Genomic DNA, 13834 nt, shown 5'->3' with positions numbered 1-13834 from the left:
GATCAGCCCAGAGGGCGGCCGGTCCGCGCCGCCAGCCGGGTGTGGACGTCGGCCCCCTCGGGAGCCGGCCGGGCGGCGCCGAAGGCGCCCTCCCTGCCCTCGGGCGGCAGCGTCTCGGCCACCTTCAGGGCGTGCTCGGACAGCTCCGGGTCGAGCTCGACGGGCCGGCCGATCGCCTCGTTGAGGTCCCAGGTGTGGACGACCGTCTCCAGCACCAGGAAGCTGATCACGCCGTATCCGGGCGACTTCCCCCACGGCACGTCGTACATGGCCGTCAGCACGGACTCGTCGTCCCAGGCGGCGACGAGCCGGGAGCCGGCCTCGTCGAGGGCGGCGGCCCACCCGTCGTCCGCCACCTGCGGCGTGGCGGGCGGCCCGCTCGGCCGGTACCCGCCACTGGAGGCGACCTCCGTCAGCGCACGGGCGGCGCCGAGGACGTGCCCCAGCAGCCCGCGGACGTCGTACTCGGTACAGGGGGTCGGGTCGTTCAGCCGCTCCGGCCGCACGGCGGCGGCGACGGCGGCAAGCTGCGCGACGGCCCGGCGCAGCTTAGGGCGCGGGTCGGGAACGTTCTCGGTGTCGGGCACGGGCGGCTCTCCTCGGTGCGCGATGGGTGGTGATGCGGGCGGATCGCCCCAGCAGAGCCTGCCGCCGGAGGGCTCTGCCTGCCGTGCGCTTTTCGGCCAATGTCCAGCACGGGTGGACCCGAATCAGCCCATCCGCACCCACCCGCCAGCCCGTCCGGCGTTTGAGGACCGCGCGCGAATTGCTCACCCACCCACCCCGCTGCCCACCCACCCCGGCCCCCTCCAGCCCGTCCGGCGTTTGAGGACAACCGCGCGGAGCGCGGTTGCGGGGGCGCGGGGGCGCAGCCTCCGCAGGAAACGGAGAAATGGGGGTGCCCCCTCTGGGGGAGGGACCGGGGCACCCCCCCCACCGAACAGCACCGCACCGCCGGGTACGCCCACCCCCACAGCTCGTAGAATCGTCCCCACCATGGCCTACCTCGACCACGCAGCCACCACTCCGATGCTCCCGGAGGCGGCAGCGGCGATGACCGCCCAGCTCGCCACGACCGGAAACGCCTCGTCGCTGCACGCCGCAGGGCGCCGCGCGCGCCGCACCGTCGAGGAGGCCCGCGAGTCGCTCGCCGCCGCACTCGGCGCCCGCCCCAGCGAGGTCGTCTTCACGGCCGGCGGCACGGAGGCGGACAACCTCGCCGTGAAGGGCCTGTACTGGTCCCGCCGCGCGGCTGACCCCGCGCGGACCCGCGTCCTCGCCAGCCCGGTGGAGCACCACGCCGTCCTCGACGCGGTCGACTGGCTGGCGGCCCATGAGGGCGCCACCGTCGAGTATCTGCCGGTCGACGCGCACGGCAGGGTGCACCCGGAGGCGCTCCGCGAGGCGATAGCCCGCGACCCGGCGGACGTCGCCCTGGTCACGGTCATGTGGGCCAACAACGAGATCGGCACGGTCCAGCCGGTCGCCGAACTCGCCGCCGTGGCGGCGGATTTCGGCGTCCCGATGCACGCCGACGCCGTCCAGGCGGTGGGCCAGCTGGACGTGGACTTCGCCGTGTCCGGCCTGGCCGCGATGACCGTCAGCGGCCACAAGATCGGCGGCCCGTACGGCATCGGCGCGCTGCTGCTGGGCCGCAGCCACACGCCCGTCCCGCTGCTGCACGGCGGCGGCCAGGAGCGGCACGTGCGCTCGGGCACGTTGGACGTCCCCGCGATCGCCGCGTTCGCGGTGGCGGGCACGCTGGCGGCCGGACGCCGGGAGGAGTTCGCGCGGGAGGTCGGCGCCCTCCGGGACCGGCTGATCGCCGGCGTCCTGGAGGCCGTCCCCGACGCGGTCCTCGGCGGCGACCCGGACCCGGCGGGCCGCCTCCCCGCCAACGCCCACTTCTCGTTCCCCGGCTGCGAGGGCGACTCGCTCCTGCTGCTGCTGGACGCCCAGGGCATCGAGTGCTCGACGGGCTCGGCCTGCACCGCCGGCGTCGCCCAGCCCAGCCACGTCGTCCTCGCCACCGGCACGGACCCGGAGCTGGCCCGCGGCACGCTCCGCTTCTCGCTCGGCCACACGTCGACGGAGGCGGACGTGGCGGCGGTCCTGGAGGCGATCGGCCCGGCGGTGAAGCGGGCGAGGAGCGCGGGCCTGAGCTAGCCGTCGCAGTCCCGCCGAATAAGAGGAAGGGACGAGATCGCGCCTCCCGTACCCTGGAGAGGCTATGACTGACTTCCCGGGTGCACCCGATCCCCAGGCCCCCCGCAAGGGGCTCCGCGTCCTCGCCGCCATGTCCGGCGGCGTCGATTCCGCCGTCGCGGCGGCCCGCGCCGTCGAAGCGGGTCACGACGTGACCGGCGTGCACCTGGCCCTGTCGGCCAACCCGCAGTCCTTCCGCACCGGCGCCCGCGGCTGCTGCACCATCGAGGACTCCCGCGACGCCCGCCGCGCCGCCGACGTGATCGGCATCCCCTTCTACTGCTGGGACCTGGCCGAGCGCTTCCGCGAGGACGTCGTCGAGGACTTCGTCGCCGAGTACGAGGCCGGCCGCACCCCCAACCCCTGCCTGCGCTGCAACGAGAAGATCAAGTTCGCGGCGCTGCTGGACAAGGCGCTCGCCCTGGGCTTCGACGCCGTCTGCACCGGCCACTACGCGACGGTCGTCCTCAACGAGGACGGCACCCGCGAGCTGCACCGCGCCAGCGACATGGCCAAGGACCAGTCCTACGTCCTCGGCGTCCTGGACGAGCGCCAGCTCGCGCACGCGATGTTCCCCCTCGGTGACACGCTCACCACCAAGGAGGAGATCCGCGCCGAGGCCGAGCGCCGCGGCCTGGCCGTCGCGAAGAAGCCGGACAGCCACGACATCTGCTTCATCGCCGACGGCGACACCCGCGGCTTCCTGGCCAAGCGCCTCGGCACCGCCGAGGGCGACATCGTCGACGAGACGGGCGCCAAGGTCGGCACCCACGAGGGGGCCTACGGCTTCACCATCGGCCAGCGCAAGGGCCTCCGCCTCGGCCACCCGGCCCCGGACGGCAAGCCGCGCTACGTCCTCGACATCTCCCCGGTGAACAACACCGTCACCGTCGGCCCCGCCGAGGCCCTGGACGTCTCCGCCCTCACCGCGATCCGCCCCCGCTGGTGCGGCGTCGCCCCCACCGGCCCCGGCCACTACACCGCCCAACTCCGGGCCCACGGCGGCGAGACCCCGGTCACGGCGGAACTCGTGGACGGCGTCCTCCAGGTCACCTTCACCAGCCCCGTCCGCGGCGTCGCCCCCGGCCAGGCGATCGTCCTGTACGACGGGACCCGCGTCGTCGGCTCGGCGACGATCGCGACGACGGAACGGGCCGTCGCGGCCTGACGGAACCTGCCGATCCGGGGCGTGCGTCCGACGCCGACGGTCCAAGCCGCCGTCGGCGCCCGGTGGTTCACGCGGACGGGTTCGGGGGTCGGGGAGGCGTCACTCGGTGGGTGCGGTGCCCTGGCGGACGCCGAGGACGAGGTCGGCGGCGCGGGCGATGACCGTGGCGCGGGTGGTGCCGGGGTGGTCGGCGGCGAGGAAGTGGCTGCCGATCGCCGTGCAGAAGGCGAGCAGGGCGCGGGCCTCGACCTCGTCCGGGTCGGTGCAGAAGGTGCCGAGCGCGTCGCGCAGGAGTTGCACGCGCTTGTTGTCCACGCGGCGCAGGCGCTCGGCGACGGCGGGGTCGCGGCGGGCCCACTCGCGCACGGCCAGGTCGATGGGGAGCAGGCGGTCACCGGAGAAGGTGAGCTGCCCGGCCAGGCGGACCCTGTCTCGTACGTCGCCGCCCTCGCGCTCGACCCGGACGATGACGTCGTCGACGCTCTCGCGCTCCCAGGTGTCCAGCATCGCCGTCAGCAGGGCTTCGCGGTCGGCGAAGTACCCGTAGAAGCCGCCCTTGGTCACGCCCATCGCCTTGGCGAGCACCTCGACCCGCACCGAGTCCACCCCGCCCGAGGCCAGGGCCTCCAGCCCCGCCTCGATCCACTTCTCGCGCGGTGTGCGCAATGCGCCCATCTGTGGCCCACCTCACCCTGTCCATCCGATTGTACGGAGCCGTATAGCGTCCTAGTCTGGCGTTGTACGGCATCGTATAACCGTCCGGGAGAGGACATCCCATGGCGTTCGGTTTCGTCGCCTTCCATTACCCCGCCCCTGAACACCTCGACGCGTTCGTCCGCGAGGCCCATCGGGTCGCCGACGCGGCGCGGCAGCAGCCCGGGTTCCTGTCCGTCGGCGTCTGGGTCACCCCGGACGGCGACGCCGTCGTCACCACCGGCGCGTACGAGTCCGAGGCGGCCTTCCGGGCGGCGTCCGAGGTCGGCCGCGAGATGGGCGCGACGCCCGACGGCATCAGCGACCTCGAAGTCAGGCCCCGCGAGGTCCACTTCCTCCTGTCCCGCTAGCGCACCGCCCCGACCGAAAGCCCCACACCACCCACGAGGAGTGTCGATGGCCGATCCCACGTCCGGTTCTACCCGGTTTCCGGGCACGGTGTGCCACGTCCCGGTGCCGCCCGCCGCGCACGTGCTCAGCACGCTGTCGCGGATCGACTACGAGAACGCCGTGCTCGCCGATCCCGACCCGGCACCGGACCGTACCGCCGGACAATGGGCGCGAGCCGTCCTGGAGGACGCGGACGCCGGCACGCGGCAGGCCCTCACCCAGGGGTGGACGTCGCTCGGCCTCACCCTCGCGCCGGCCGGTTCCGACGGGCACGTGCTCGGCTGGCGGGTGCGCCGCGGCACTCCGGACGCCGTCCTCCTCTCCGCCGCCGCCACCCTAGGACTCCGCGCCGAGCTCCTCTTCCAACGCCTCGAGGGGAAAGCCCTGTTGGCCTGCTTCATTCAGCTGGACGACGACGCGGCGCGCGCCCGGTGGGCCCCGGTCGAGAGCCGCCACCCTCAAGTCATGCACCGGCTCCTCGAACAGGCCGTCTCCCGGGTGACGTGACCGGGCGGGACGCCCGGCGACCGGACGTCGGAGGTCTGTCGGCGGTGACCGTGATCTGTCGGTGGCGCGTCGGCGGACGCTGCGAGCCTGGGCGGGTTGGTGCCGAGCGCAAGGAGCCTGTCATCGTGTTTTCCGCCTCCCCGAGCCGGGCGTGGGACGTCCGCCGGCCGCCCTCCGCCGAGGGCAAGGTCTTCCTGGTCACCGGGGGCAATGCCGGGATCGGCTACTTCGTCGCGGAGCAACTCGCCGCCACCGGCGCCGTCGTCGTGCTCGGCAGCCGGGACGCCGCGAAGGCCGGCGCCGCCATGGCCTCGATCCGCTCGCGCGTGCCCGGCGCGTGCCTACGGCGCCTTCCCCTCGACCTCGCCGATCTGTCGTCCTTGAAGACCGCCGTGGACGCCTCGGGCCTCGACCGCCTCGACGCGGTGGTCCACAACGCGGGGGTCGCGCTCGACGACCCGCCGCGCCGGGAGACCGCCGACGGCCACGAGCTGATGTTCGGCACCAACCACCTCGGCCACTTCGCGCTCACCCGGTGGCTGGCGCCGCTGCTGAACGCGGCGCCGGCCGGCCGCGTCGTGACGGTCGGCAGCTTCGCGGCGCGGTCCGAGCGACTGGACCCGGACGATCCGCAGTCCGTCCGGGACTACCGGCCCAAGCGCAGCTACGGCCGGTCCAAACTGGCGCAGATGACCTTCGGCTTCGCACTCGACCGCCGCCTGCGCGCCGCCGGCAGCACGGTGCTCAGCGTGGTCGCGCACCCCGGCGGCGCGCTCGACTCCCTCACCCCGTCGCGCCCGCCGGTGCACGTGACGAAGCCCGGCGAGCGGCTGCGCGCCTGGCCCGCCGCGCTCCTGGTGCAAGGCAAGGAAGCCGGAGCCTGGCCCATCGTCCGTGCCGTCCTCGACCCGGACGTGCGGGGAGGGCAGTTGTGGGGCCCGAGGGTCTTCGGCCTGCGCGGCGTCCCGCGGCCTGAGCCCGTCCCTTCCCACATGGCCGACCGGGCCGCCGCCGCCCGCCTGTGGATGGCCAGTTGCGAGCTGACCGGCATCGAACCGCACCTCGGCTTCGGTTCGCGGTAGGCGCCCGGGGCGGGTGCTTGGAAGGCGACCGCGGGATGCCGGCGGGGCGCCCTGTCCCACCCGCGCACGGCGGGGCGGGGTGTCTTTCCGGCCGTGTGTGGAGCCCGGCGGGCCGGTGGTCGTGCTGCGGTGAGGGTGCGGGGCGCCGGGCGTCGCCGCCGCTCGCGTGGGCTCACGCTCGGTTCGTATCTTCATGTGTCGGCCATTTAACTAACTGTCCGCCTTGGCCGGTTCTGTGGCGTCCGCCGGCCGGGAGGGCCTGGGGAAGGTGGCCGCGGGGTGCCCCGGAAGGTTTCCTCCGCATGGCCGGCCGCCGCTTGGCACGACGGCGGCGGTGGGAAACGTGATCCCTCCCACAAACGGGTCCCCGCTGCGCCGCGGCTTTCGGACTCCGGGGGAGTGGCCGGAATTTCGTGCCGCGTCCTTTCGGATGGACCGGAATTCGGGTATTGGCCGTCGGCCCTATTCGCGGTTATGCCGGTGGCATAGGAAATTGGCCGGGAAGGATTCTTTCGGGGAGCTTGTGGCGCATGCGACGGTGAGGGCTCCCACCCCGCACGAAGAGAGGGAAAGAAAATGAAGCTCCCTGTGGGCCGTTCCCTTGGCGTGGCCGCAGCGGCCGTTGCCGCACTGGCGGCCACCGCCCTGCCGGCCGTCGCCGCTTCCGACTCGGCCGCCGCCGCCCCGATCAACCGCACGAACTGCAACCAGAACGATTACCTGGAAATACACAACAACAATGGCCGCGACACGCTCTGCTTCGCCAACGCCGGCGAAATGCCCGTCGCCATTTACGGCGTCAACTGGGTCGAGTCCGGGAACAATAGCGTGACCTTCCAGTTCCAGCGGAATGAGAGCGACCCGCGGCTGGAGACCGTCACCCTCGGCAAGTGGAGCCAGTGGAACCCGGGACAGCCTTACCTCCACAAGATCATCTGGATCAAGATTCACTGACGACGGCGGTCCGAACCGGCGATGTGAGTCGACGACCGGAGAACGCGATGGGGATCCGGTGGCCGGCCGCCACCGGGTCCCTGCCCCGGACCCGCGTGCACGACTCGCGCACGCGGGCCGGACCTTGGCTGTGGCGTTGCTCGAAGACGGGTGCGCCGCCGGCCTGTTCGGGTGTGACGATGAAGCACAGCGGTCGGCAGCGGTTGCCGGTGGCGAGGTGGACCTCTTGTCCGTCCGCCGCTGGACTGCCCGAGGGAGCGATCGCCGGCCGCGCGGTGACGGCTGCGCACGAGGGTCGAGTCGACCGCGACCGCCTGCTCCAGGGCCTCGTCCGCATCGGCCTGTGTGAGCAGAGCGGTGCAACGGCCTACGCGGCGACGACGGCGACCCCCGTCCTGCTTTCGTCGACGCCCATCACGCTCCCGTGCACGACGGCCACCTCGTCGCCCGCCGGCCAGACCACGGCGTAGGCGACGGCGTCCGGCGCGCCGATCCGGTCGGCCGGCGCTTTGACGTGCACTCCGTAGGCGGTTCCGGGCGTCGGGTAGACGTCGGCGTTGTTCGCCAAAACGTCGATTTCCCCGCCAGCACCCGGTGGGCCCGGTCGGCCAGGCCCTGGGAAGCCCAAGTCAGGCGCTGTGGGAGGGGACGCTCGCTCTTATCCTGCGGATCAGCGAGCGGAAGGCGCTCGGATCGGTCCGTATGACCTGTTCAGGGTCGGTGCTCTCCCGCAGAGCGATCCCGTCGTTCGCGGCCGCGATCTCCAGGCAGTTGTTCCCGCCGCCCGCGCACATGGACGAGCGTTGCCAAGGGGGACGGTTCATGAAGCTGCTCCTCACAGCTCACGTGCGATGGAACGGATGAAGCTCTGCGTCGCGTCCGGCGAGAGCGCGGTTTCTTCGATGTCCCGCGATGTGCGGAACTCTGCGCCGCAGGGAATGAATCGGCGAGTCCGGCCCGCGTCAGGCGCGCAGGCGGGGGCGCTTGCTTTTGTCTCGCGGACCAGCGCGCGGAAGGCGCTCGGGGTGATTCGTATGACCTGTCCCGGTTCGGCGCTTTCGCGGATGGCTACGGTGTAGGTGTTCGCGCACACCTGTATGCAGTTGTTCCCGCCGGCATCGGAGAACGACGACTTGACCCAGCTACGGTTGGACAACTCGCTCACCCTTAAAGCTCTTCGCCAATCGTGAGGATGAGGCTTTGTGATGCTTCGGCAGAACCCTGCGCCGCAGGGTGAACCGGCGAGTCCAGCCCGCGTCAGGTGCTCCAGGCGGGGGTGCCTGCCTTTATCTCGCGGACCAGCGATCGGAAGGCGCTCGGGCTGATCCGTATGACCTGTTCCGGGTCGGTGCTCTCGCGCAGGGCAATGCCGTCCTTCGCAGCTCCGATCTCCAAGCAGTTGTTTCCGCCGCCCGCGCACATGGACGAGCGTTGCCAAGGGGGACGGTTCATGAAACTGCTCCTCACAGCTCACGCGCGATGGAACGGATGAAGCTCTGCGACGCGTCCGGCGGAAGTGCGGAGCTCTCCATGAGGTCGAGCAGGGTGCGGTAATTGGTCACGAGTGCTGGAGCGTCCACGAAGTGTGCGCCGAACGCCGTGTCCAGATGGACGGTGTCCAACTGGGGCACCGGGCCTTCCGCGTACAGGATCGACTGTCCCGCGCCGTGGAAGGCGCCCGCGCTGAACGGGATGACGAGTAGCGTGACGTGCTCGAGGTCCGCGGCTTGCGCCAGGTATTCCAGTTGCTTTCTGGCGACCTCGCGGCCGCCGAACTCCAGTCGCAACGCCGCCTCGTGGATGATCCCTGTGTACGGCGTCGGGTCGGGGCCCGTCACGACGGCCTGGCGCGCCATACGGTGCGCGACCCTGAGTTCGATCTGCAAGCGAGGAAGTTTCGGTACACCCAGCTCGAAAATGGCCCTGGCGTGTTCTTCCGTCTGGAACAGGCCGGGCAAATGCACCGTTTGCGCTGTCCTGATGCGGACAGCGTGATGCTCGATCTCCGATACCTCGAGGTGGCCCTCGGGGAGCTTTCCTCGGTACTCGTGCCACCAGAAACCCGATCGCCGGCCGGCGGCCATCGCGACGAGAGCGTCGATCAGCCGGGAGTCGGAACATCTGTAGAAGCAGGCGAGTTGACGTACACGGTCGCCGCTCAGGCCGGTACGACCGGCCTCGATGTTGGAGATCATCGTGCGGTCCGCCCCGAGCATGGCAGCGGCCTCCTGGATGGAGATTCCCGCCTGCTCGCGCAGCCGACGCATCTCGACTGCCAGGCGCTTCTGGCGGCCCGCGGGAGCGTTACGTGGAGTCATCGATCCTCTCTCGGTGCGCCAACAGTGTTGCAGCCCCGCGTACCTCGGTCCAGTGAGTCGTCTAGCAGGTCACTCGTTCGTGGTTTGGGACTCACTTGTGAGTCGTAGTGTCCTACGGTGTGAGTCGCGTCACCGCTCCGTCGACTGAGCCTCGTGGAAGTGCACCGCACTCGCCTGCGGCAATGACACCGCGAGGTACCAGAGCCCTGGGCCAGCCCCGAACGCTCCGAACTCCACTCAATCCAAGGCCGTACAGTCATCGCGCTCCGCATGGAGGTGTCCCTGTGGTCACATGCCCCCCACGACCCGCTCCCGCCCCTCAACCTCTCCCCTTCACCGCACCCTGGGAGTACGAACTCGTCTTCCCGCACGACCCGCGCGGCCCCGGGATCGCGCGCGTCACCCTCCGTGCCGTGCTGGCCGTTCATGGGCTTGACGAACTGGCCGACAGGGCCGAACTGTTGACGTCCGAGCTCACGACGAATTCCGTCCGGCACGCGTGGGGGCCGGCGACCGTCCGGCTGACGTGGGATCACCCCGTGCTGAGGGTGAGCGTCGCGGACACCGGTCCGTACGTGCCGACCGTGCCGCCGGATCCGGCGGCCGTGGCGCTGGACGCGATCCGGGGCAGGGGGATGCTGATCCTCGACCTCATCGCCCACCGGTGGGGCGGATTCCCGCTCGGGGTGCCCCCGTTCGGGACAGAGGGGAAGATCGTCTGGTTTGAGCTGAAGCTGGACGCCGAGGCGCCGCCTCCGGGGGCCGTCCCGGCGCTGGTCGCCTGAGCGCAACAAGGCGCGGGCCGGGCGGGGGGCGGACCCCCACCCGGCGCCGGGCGCGGCGTCAGCGGGACGTACGCGAAACGTTCGTCACCGAGCAGCGGAAGGTGCCCGTGGAGCCCGGCTTGGCGACGTAGACGGTGGAGACGTCGGCCGTGCGGCTGCTGTTCGGGGGGACGGACATGATGGAGGTATAGCGGGTACGCGTGTCGCCCTCCGGCATCGTGAACTTCACGGTGAGCGAGTAGTCGCTGGTCTGCGACGCGCTGCTGTTGGTGGCGGTGAGCTTGGCGGTGATGCCGGTCGCGCTGCTGTAGGTGCAGCCGTTGATCTTGATGTCCCGCATGGCGTCGTTCGAGCTGCCGCGGCTGCGGCCGGACGAGCCGAGGATCGACGAACCGCCGCTCGACGAGTCGCCCGAGGTCGTCGTCCCGCTCGACGTCGAGCCGGTGCTGAACCCGCCCGACGTGGAGTCGGAACCGGTCCCACTGGACGTGGTGCCGCCGAACGTGCCGCCCGACGAGTCGCCGCCGGACGTGGACGTGCTGCCGCCGGACGACGAACTGCTACTGCTGCTGTGGTGGCTGGAACCGCCCCCTCCGCAGCTGCCGCCGTGATGGCCCCGGGCACCGGTCAGTGCGACGACGCAGACACCGAAGATGGCCGCGGCGCGGACATGACGAAACTTCACTGGTTCGGAACTCCCCCGTTGTCAGGCTTTTTTGCCCGTTCTTTTGACGAGCGCACGCCAGACTAACCAGATCTTTACAACCTCAGAAATCCTCGCGCCTTCTGTGACAAGGGCGGGATGAAACCGGTGGCGAAACGGTACCGGCGTGGCCGGAAAAGGGCGGTAAACAGCGGGATATCGGGCATGCCGGGCGCCGGGAGGGCCGCCTCCGTGCCGCTCGGGGGCAGCGGTACGGCCACCCCTGCGGCGGGCGGGGGCGGCTCAGTAGGTGTAGAGGGCCGAGGTATCGATGTCCATGTCGACGGGCGCACCGACGGAGACCGGATCGCCGAACTTGCTCTCCACCTTGGCCCGGTATCGTCCGTTGTCGGGCAGCGAGTAGAGGAGACACTCGCCCTGGATCGGGTCGACGACCAGGTAGCAGGGGACCCCCGCTTGGGCGTATTTGGTCAGCTTGCGGCGGGTGTCGTTCCCGGGGTTGGACTCGGATACGACCTCACCGACGAGGAGCAGCTTCTCGGCGGGAAACACGTCGTGGTTCGTGCCGCGGTACGCGGGGTCGGCCACCGCGATGTCCGGGCGCAGGCACGTCGTTCCGCGCCAGCCGTCGCAGACGGTGTCGGTCGCCGTCATCACACACCACTTCGCGAGCATCTGGGCCCCGACGGACATCGCCATCTGGCCATGAGCACTGGTCACCACGGTTTCGATGCAGACCTCTCCGTCGATCATCTCGGCGTGCACGTCCGGGAACGCCGTGTCGACCGCGCCCCATACCCGCATCTCCTCGGTCGTCACTGGGTGTTCCTGCTGCGGTGTCACGGTGGGTCCTCCCCTCTGGTCCCGGCCGTCCGCCAGGTCGGGGACATGGGGACCATCCTCGGCTCATGTCGTGGCGACCGCGCGGGTTTCAGTGCGGAGGCACTCGAACGAGTGAGCGTCACCGGGTGCGGCGCCGAGGGCCCGTCACCCCGAGGCCGGCAGGACCGCCCGTACCCGGAACCCCTCGCGCACCGGCCCCGCCGTGAACTCCCCGCCCAGTTGTTCGGCCCGTTCGCGCAGGCCCGTCAGGCCGTGGCCGCCCGAGGGCAGGGGGGACGGCTCCGTGCCGCCGCCCGGGGCGGCGGTGTTGGTGATCTCCACGGCGAGGGCGGTCCGGCCGCCCTCCCGGACGAGGCCCACCGTGACCGTGACGGCCGCGCCCGCCGCGTGCTTGCGGACGTTGGTCAGAGCCTCCTGCACCGTGCGGTACGCGGCCTCCTCGACCGCCGCCGGCCACTTCAGGGCGTCGAGGGCGGGCAGGTCGGCCTCCAGGCGGGCGTCGAGGCCGCTGCCGGCGACGAGGTCCGGCAGGGCGCCGAGCCGGGGGCGGAGGGCCGCGTCGCCGGGGGTCGTGCGCAGGACGCCGAGGAGGCCGCGGAGTTCGCGGAGGGCGGTGGCGCCCAGGCCGCGGATGACCGAGGCGGTCTCGCGGGCGGCCGGCTCCTCCGCCGTCCGTTCCAGGGCGCCGGCCTGTACGGTCATCAGGCTGACCTGGTACGAGACGACGTCGTGCATCTCCCGGGCCAGCCGGGCCCGTTCGGCGACGACGGCCCGTTCGGCGATCAGCTCCGCCTCCCGGCGGTGGGCGTGGGACAACTCCTGGATGTGATCGGCCAGTTGCCGGCGGGCGCGGCTGAGCTGGCCCATCGCCGTCGGGCCGATCGTCATCAGGGCGGACGAGAGGACGCCGAAGAGCAGCGCGTCGTCCGGGCCGCGCCAGGCGTCCGGCAGCGACGGCCACCAAGGGCCGAGCGAGGTGAGGAAGAAGGCTAGGGACCAGCCGTAGACCGTCCGCCGCCGTTCCACGGAGCGCGAGACCTCGTACGTGGCCACCATGGGCGCGATCAGCAGGTGCCCGCCGAAGGTGACGGGCAGGGCCGTCACCAGGACGGGGACGGGGAAGCGGCGCCGGACGAAGAGGGCGGCGACGGTCACGGCGTAGAGGGCGGTCTCCGTCGGGCCGGCCACGGGGTACATGGCCGCGGTCTCGGCCGTCGCCACCGGGAGGAGGAGCAGGTCGCGGCGGAAGCTCCGCCAGGTCACCGGCCGCCGCACACCCCCGAACGCCGCGCGGAGGCGCCTCACGCCGGACCGGCCGCGTCCGGTTCCCCGCCGGGTTCCCCGTCGAGGCGGACCAGCCCGTGGTGGTGGGCGAGGACGGCCGCCTGGACGCGGTTGGCCGCGCCGAGCTTGGCCAGGATCGCGCTCACGTGGTCCTTGGCCGTGGCGGCGCCCATCAGCAGGGCGGCGCCGATCTCCGCGTTGGACTTCCCCCGGGCCAGCAGGGCCAGCACCGCGCGCTCGCGCTCGGTGAGGGTGGCCAGCCGGGCGGGCGGGGCTCCGCCGCCGGCGCGCAGGTAGCCGTCGACCACGCTGTTCGCGACGGCGGGCGACAGAACCGTTCCGCCGGCCGCCAGGATGCGTACGGCACTGGCCAGTTCGTCGGGGACGGTGTCCTTCACCAGGAACCCGGCGGCGCCGGCCCGCAGGGCGGGGGCGATGTGCTCGTCGCCGGAGAAGGTGGTGAGCATCGCCACCACGGGCGGCTCCGGCAGCGCCAGCAGCGAGCCGAGCACCGAGAGGCCGTCCACCTCGGGCATCCGGATGTCCAGCAGGACGACGTCGGGGCGGTGCGCGACCGCGAGTTCCACGGCGCGTACGCCCTCGCAGGCCACCGGAACCTCGATATCCGGTTCCGCTTCCAGAATGCTGCGGATCCCCGCGCGCAGCAGCTTCTCGTCGTCCACGACCATGACGCGGATCACCATCACCACTCCTGCGCTGTTACCGGTCAGGAAATATAACAACCGCCCGGTCGGTCGGGACCCGTCACCCCCGCCGACCGGCGGGGACGGAACCGACGGTCGGCGGGTACCGCGAGGTGCCCCGGGGTTGCCACCATGAAGGCGAGGGGGATGCGGTCCGCATCACGCCGGACATCCGGAGGCGGGCGGGCGGCCGCGCGTTCCGTGGGGGGAGCGCGG

General features: G+C 71.8%; 19 protein-coding genes. 8 read left to right on the top strand and 11 right to left on the bottom strand.

Features of this window, described 5'->3' with window-relative positions:
* Positions 1-2: 2 nt before the first annotated feature.
* Complete coding sequence (locus K7I03_RS09530) at positions 3-587, bottom strand: TIGR03086 family metal-binding protein (RefSeq protein WP_185941180.1); 585 nt, start codon at positions 585-587, stop codon at positions 3-5.
* A gap of 409 nt (positions 588-996) precedes the next feature.
* On the opposite strand from K7I03_RS09530, the gene K7I03_RS09525 reads away from it, so the two are divergent.
* Both K7I03_RS09525 and mnmA read left to right on the top strand, forming a co-directional pair.
* Entirely contained in the window at positions 997-2166 is a 1170-nt protein-coding gene (locus K7I03_RS09525; protein WP_185941181.1) for a cysteine desulfurase family protein, read from the top strand.
* Positions 2167-2230: 64 nt separating this feature from the next.
* A complete protein-coding gene (gene mnmA / locus K7I03_RS09520) occupies positions 2231-3373 on the top strand; it encodes a tRNA 2-thiouridine(34) synthase MnmA (protein WP_185941182.1) in 1143 nt (380 codons plus the stop codon).
* A gap of 99 nt (positions 3374-3472) precedes the next feature.
* On the opposite strand, the gene K7I03_RS09515 is transcribed toward mnmA, so the two are convergent.
* Complete coding sequence (locus K7I03_RS09515) at positions 3473-4048, bottom strand: TetR/AcrR family transcriptional regulator (protein ID WP_185941183.1); 576 nt, start codon at positions 4046-4048, stop codon at positions 3473-3475.
* Between the two features lie 101 nt (positions 4049-4149).
* On the opposite strand from K7I03_RS09515, the gene K7I03_RS09510 reads away from it, so the two are divergent.
* The 4 genes from K7I03_RS09510 to K7I03_RS09495 all read left to right on the top strand — a co-directional run bounded on the left by K7I03_RS09510 (position 4150) and on the right by K7I03_RS09495 (position 7020).
* Positions 4150-4437: a putative quinol monooxygenase gene (locus K7I03_RS09510; protein WP_185941184.1), complete on the top strand. Its 288-nt coding sequence runs from the start codon at positions 4150-4152 to the stop codon at positions 4435-4437.
* Positions 4438-4483: 46 nt separating this feature from the next.
* The gene (locus K7I03_RS09505) at positions 4484-4984 is read left to right on the top strand and encodes a hypothetical protein (protein ID WP_185941185.1); all 501 of its coding nucleotides are present in this window, start codon (positions 4484-4486) and stop codon (positions 4982-4984) included.
* Positions 4985-5109: 125 nt separating this feature from the next.
* The gene (locus K7I03_RS09500; protein ID WP_185941186.1) at positions 5110-6066 is read left to right on the top strand and encodes an SDR family NAD(P)-dependent oxidoreductase; all 957 of its coding nucleotides are present in this window, start codon (positions 5110-5112) and stop codon (positions 6064-6066) included.
* 576 nt (positions 6067-6642) lie between these two features.
* Positions 6643-7020 carry a beta/gamma crystallin domain-containing protein gene (locus tag K7I03_RS09495; RefSeq protein ID WP_185941187.1) on the top strand — a complete coding sequence of 126 codons (378 nt, stop codon included), beginning with the start codon at positions 6643-6645 and terminating at the stop codon, positions 7018-7020.
* Positions 7021-7387: 367 nt separating this feature from the next.
* Here K7I03_RS09495 and K7I03_RS09490 read toward each other — a convergent pair whose 3' ends face one another.
* The 5 genes from K7I03_RS09490 to K7I03_RS09470 form a co-directional block, all read right to left on the bottom strand.
* Positions 7388-7588 carry a Rossmann-fold NAD(P)-binding domain-containing protein gene (locus K7I03_RS09490; protein ID WP_185941188.1) on the bottom strand — a complete coding sequence of 67 codons (201 nt, stop codon included), beginning with the start codon at positions 7586-7588 and terminating at the stop codon, positions 7388-7390.
* 61 nt (positions 7589-7649) lie between these two features.
* Positions 7650-7844, bottom strand: coding sequence for a DUF397 domain-containing protein (locus K7I03_RS09485; RefSeq protein ID WP_185941189.1), 195 nt, complete (start codon positions 7842-7844; stop codon positions 7650-7652).
* A gap of 11 nt (positions 7845-7855) precedes the next feature.
* Positions 7856-8185 carry a DUF397 domain-containing protein gene (locus K7I03_RS09480; protein WP_224346972.1) on the bottom strand — a complete coding sequence of 110 codons (330 nt, stop codon included), beginning with the start codon at positions 8183-8185 and terminating at the stop codon, positions 7856-7858.
* Positions 8186-8277: 92 nt separating this feature from the next.
* Positions 8278-8472: a DUF397 domain-containing protein gene (locus tag K7I03_RS09475; protein ID WP_185941190.1), complete on the bottom strand. Its 195-nt coding sequence runs from the start codon at positions 8470-8472 to the stop codon at positions 8278-8280.
* A gap of 11 nt (positions 8473-8483) precedes the next feature.
* Complete coding sequence (locus K7I03_RS09470) at positions 8484-9338, bottom strand: helix-turn-helix domain-containing protein (RefSeq protein ID WP_185941191.1); 855 nt, start codon at positions 9336-9338, stop codon at positions 8484-8486.
* 182 nt (positions 9339-9520) lie between these two features.
* Here K7I03_RS09470 and K7I03_RS09465 point away from each other — a divergent pair, with 182 nt between their 5' ends.
* Positions 9521-10123 carry an ATP-binding protein gene (locus K7I03_RS09465; protein WP_185941192.1) on the top strand — a complete coding sequence of 201 codons (603 nt, stop codon included), beginning with the start codon at positions 9521-9523 and terminating at the stop codon, positions 10121-10123.
* A gap of 58 nt (positions 10124-10181) precedes the next feature.
* On the opposite strand, the gene K7I03_RS09460 is transcribed toward K7I03_RS09465, so the two are convergent.
* Positions 10182-10463, bottom strand: coding sequence for a hypothetical protein (locus tag K7I03_RS09460; RefSeq protein WP_185941193.1), 282 nt, complete (start codon positions 10461-10463; stop codon positions 10182-10184).
* Between K7I03_RS09460 and K7I03_RS09455 the strand changes: the two genes are divergently transcribed.
* Complete coding sequence (locus K7I03_RS09455; RefSeq protein WP_185941194.1) at positions 10462-10734, top strand: hypothetical protein; 273 nt, start codon at positions 10462-10464, stop codon at positions 10732-10734. The two genes, K7I03_RS09460 and K7I03_RS09455, sit on opposite strands and share 2 nt — an antisense overlap.
* Positions 10735-11069: 335 nt before the next feature.
* On the opposite strand, the gene K7I03_RS09450 is transcribed toward K7I03_RS09455, so the two are convergent.
* The 3 genes from K7I03_RS09450 to K7I03_RS09440 all read right to left on the bottom strand — a co-directional run bounded on the left by K7I03_RS09450 (position 11070) and on the right by K7I03_RS09440 (position 13615).
* Positions 11070-11630, bottom strand: a complete 561-nt coding sequence (locus tag K7I03_RS09450) for a Uma2 family endonuclease (protein ID WP_224346970.1) — start codon at positions 11628-11630, stop codon at positions 11070-11072.
* A 144-nt stretch (positions 11631-11774) separates the two neighbouring features.
* On the bottom strand, positions 11775-12893 hold the full coding sequence (locus K7I03_RS09445; protein WP_185941196.1) for a sensor histidine kinase: 1119 nt from the start codon (positions 12891-12893) through the stop codon (positions 11775-11777).
* 38 nt (positions 12894-12931) lie between these two features.
* Positions 12932-13615 carry a response regulator gene (locus tag K7I03_RS09440; protein WP_185941336.1) on the bottom strand — a complete coding sequence of 228 codons (684 nt, stop codon included), beginning with the start codon at positions 13613-13615 and terminating at the stop codon, positions 12932-12934.
* Positions 13616-13834 lie beyond the last annotated feature (219 nt).

The organism is Streptomyces mobaraensis (assembly GCF_020099395.1).
GTDB lineage: Bacteria > Actinomycetota > Actinomycetes > Streptomycetales > Streptomycetaceae > Streptomyces.
The sequence above is the reverse complement of the archived record's forward strand: the minus strand, read 5'-3'. Positions and strand labels throughout refer to the sequence as shown.

Bases quoted from the DNA above. Each gene is read 5' to 3' on its own strand.
- K7I03_RS09470 (WP_185941191.1), bottom strand. From the start codon at position 9,338: ATGACTCCACGTAACGCTCCCGCGGGCCGCCAGAAGCGCCTGGCAGTC.
- K7I03_RS09495 (WP_185941187.1), top strand. From the start codon at position 6,643: ATGAAGCTCCCTGTGGGCCGTTCCCTTGGCGTGGCCGCAGCGGCCGTT.
- K7I03_RS09485 (WP_185941189.1), bottom strand. From the start codon at position 7,844: ATGAACCGTCCCCCTTGGCAACGCTCGTCCATGTGCGCGGGCGGCGGG.
- mnmA (WP_185941182.1), top strand. From the start codon at position 2,231: ATGACTGACTTCCCGGGTGCACCCGATCCCCAGGCCCCCCGCAAGGGG.
- K7I03_RS09460 (WP_185941193.1), bottom strand. From the start codon at position 10,463: ATGCGGGACATCAAGATCAACGGCTGCACCTACAGCAGCGCGACCGGC.
- K7I03_RS09455 (WP_185941194.1), top strand. From the start codon at position 10,462: ATGGCGTCGTTCGAGCTGCCGCGGCTGCGGCCGGACGAGCCGAGGATC.
- K7I03_RS09505 (WP_185941185.1), top strand. From the start codon at position 4,484: ATGGCCGATCCCACGTCCGGTTCTACCCGGTTTCCGGGCACGGTGTGC.
- K7I03_RS09475 (WP_185941190.1), bottom strand. From the start codon at position 8,472: ATGAACCGTCCCCCTTGGCAACGCTCGTCCATGTGCGCGGGCGGCGGA.
- K7I03_RS09465 (WP_185941192.1), top strand. From the start codon at position 9,521: ATGACACCGCGAGGTACCAGAGCCCTGGGCCAGCCCCGAACGCTCCGA.
- K7I03_RS09515 (WP_185941183.1), bottom strand. From the start codon at position 4,048: ATGGGCGCATTGCGCACACCGCGCGAGAAGTGGATCGAGGCGGGGCTG.
- K7I03_RS09510 (WP_185941184.1), top strand. From the start codon at position 4,150: ATGGCGTTCGGTTTCGTCGCCTTCCATTACCCCGCCCCTGAACACCTC.
- K7I03_RS09525 (WP_185941181.1), top strand. From the start codon at position 997: ATGGCCTACCTCGACCACGCAGCCACCACTCCGATGCTCCCGGAGGCG.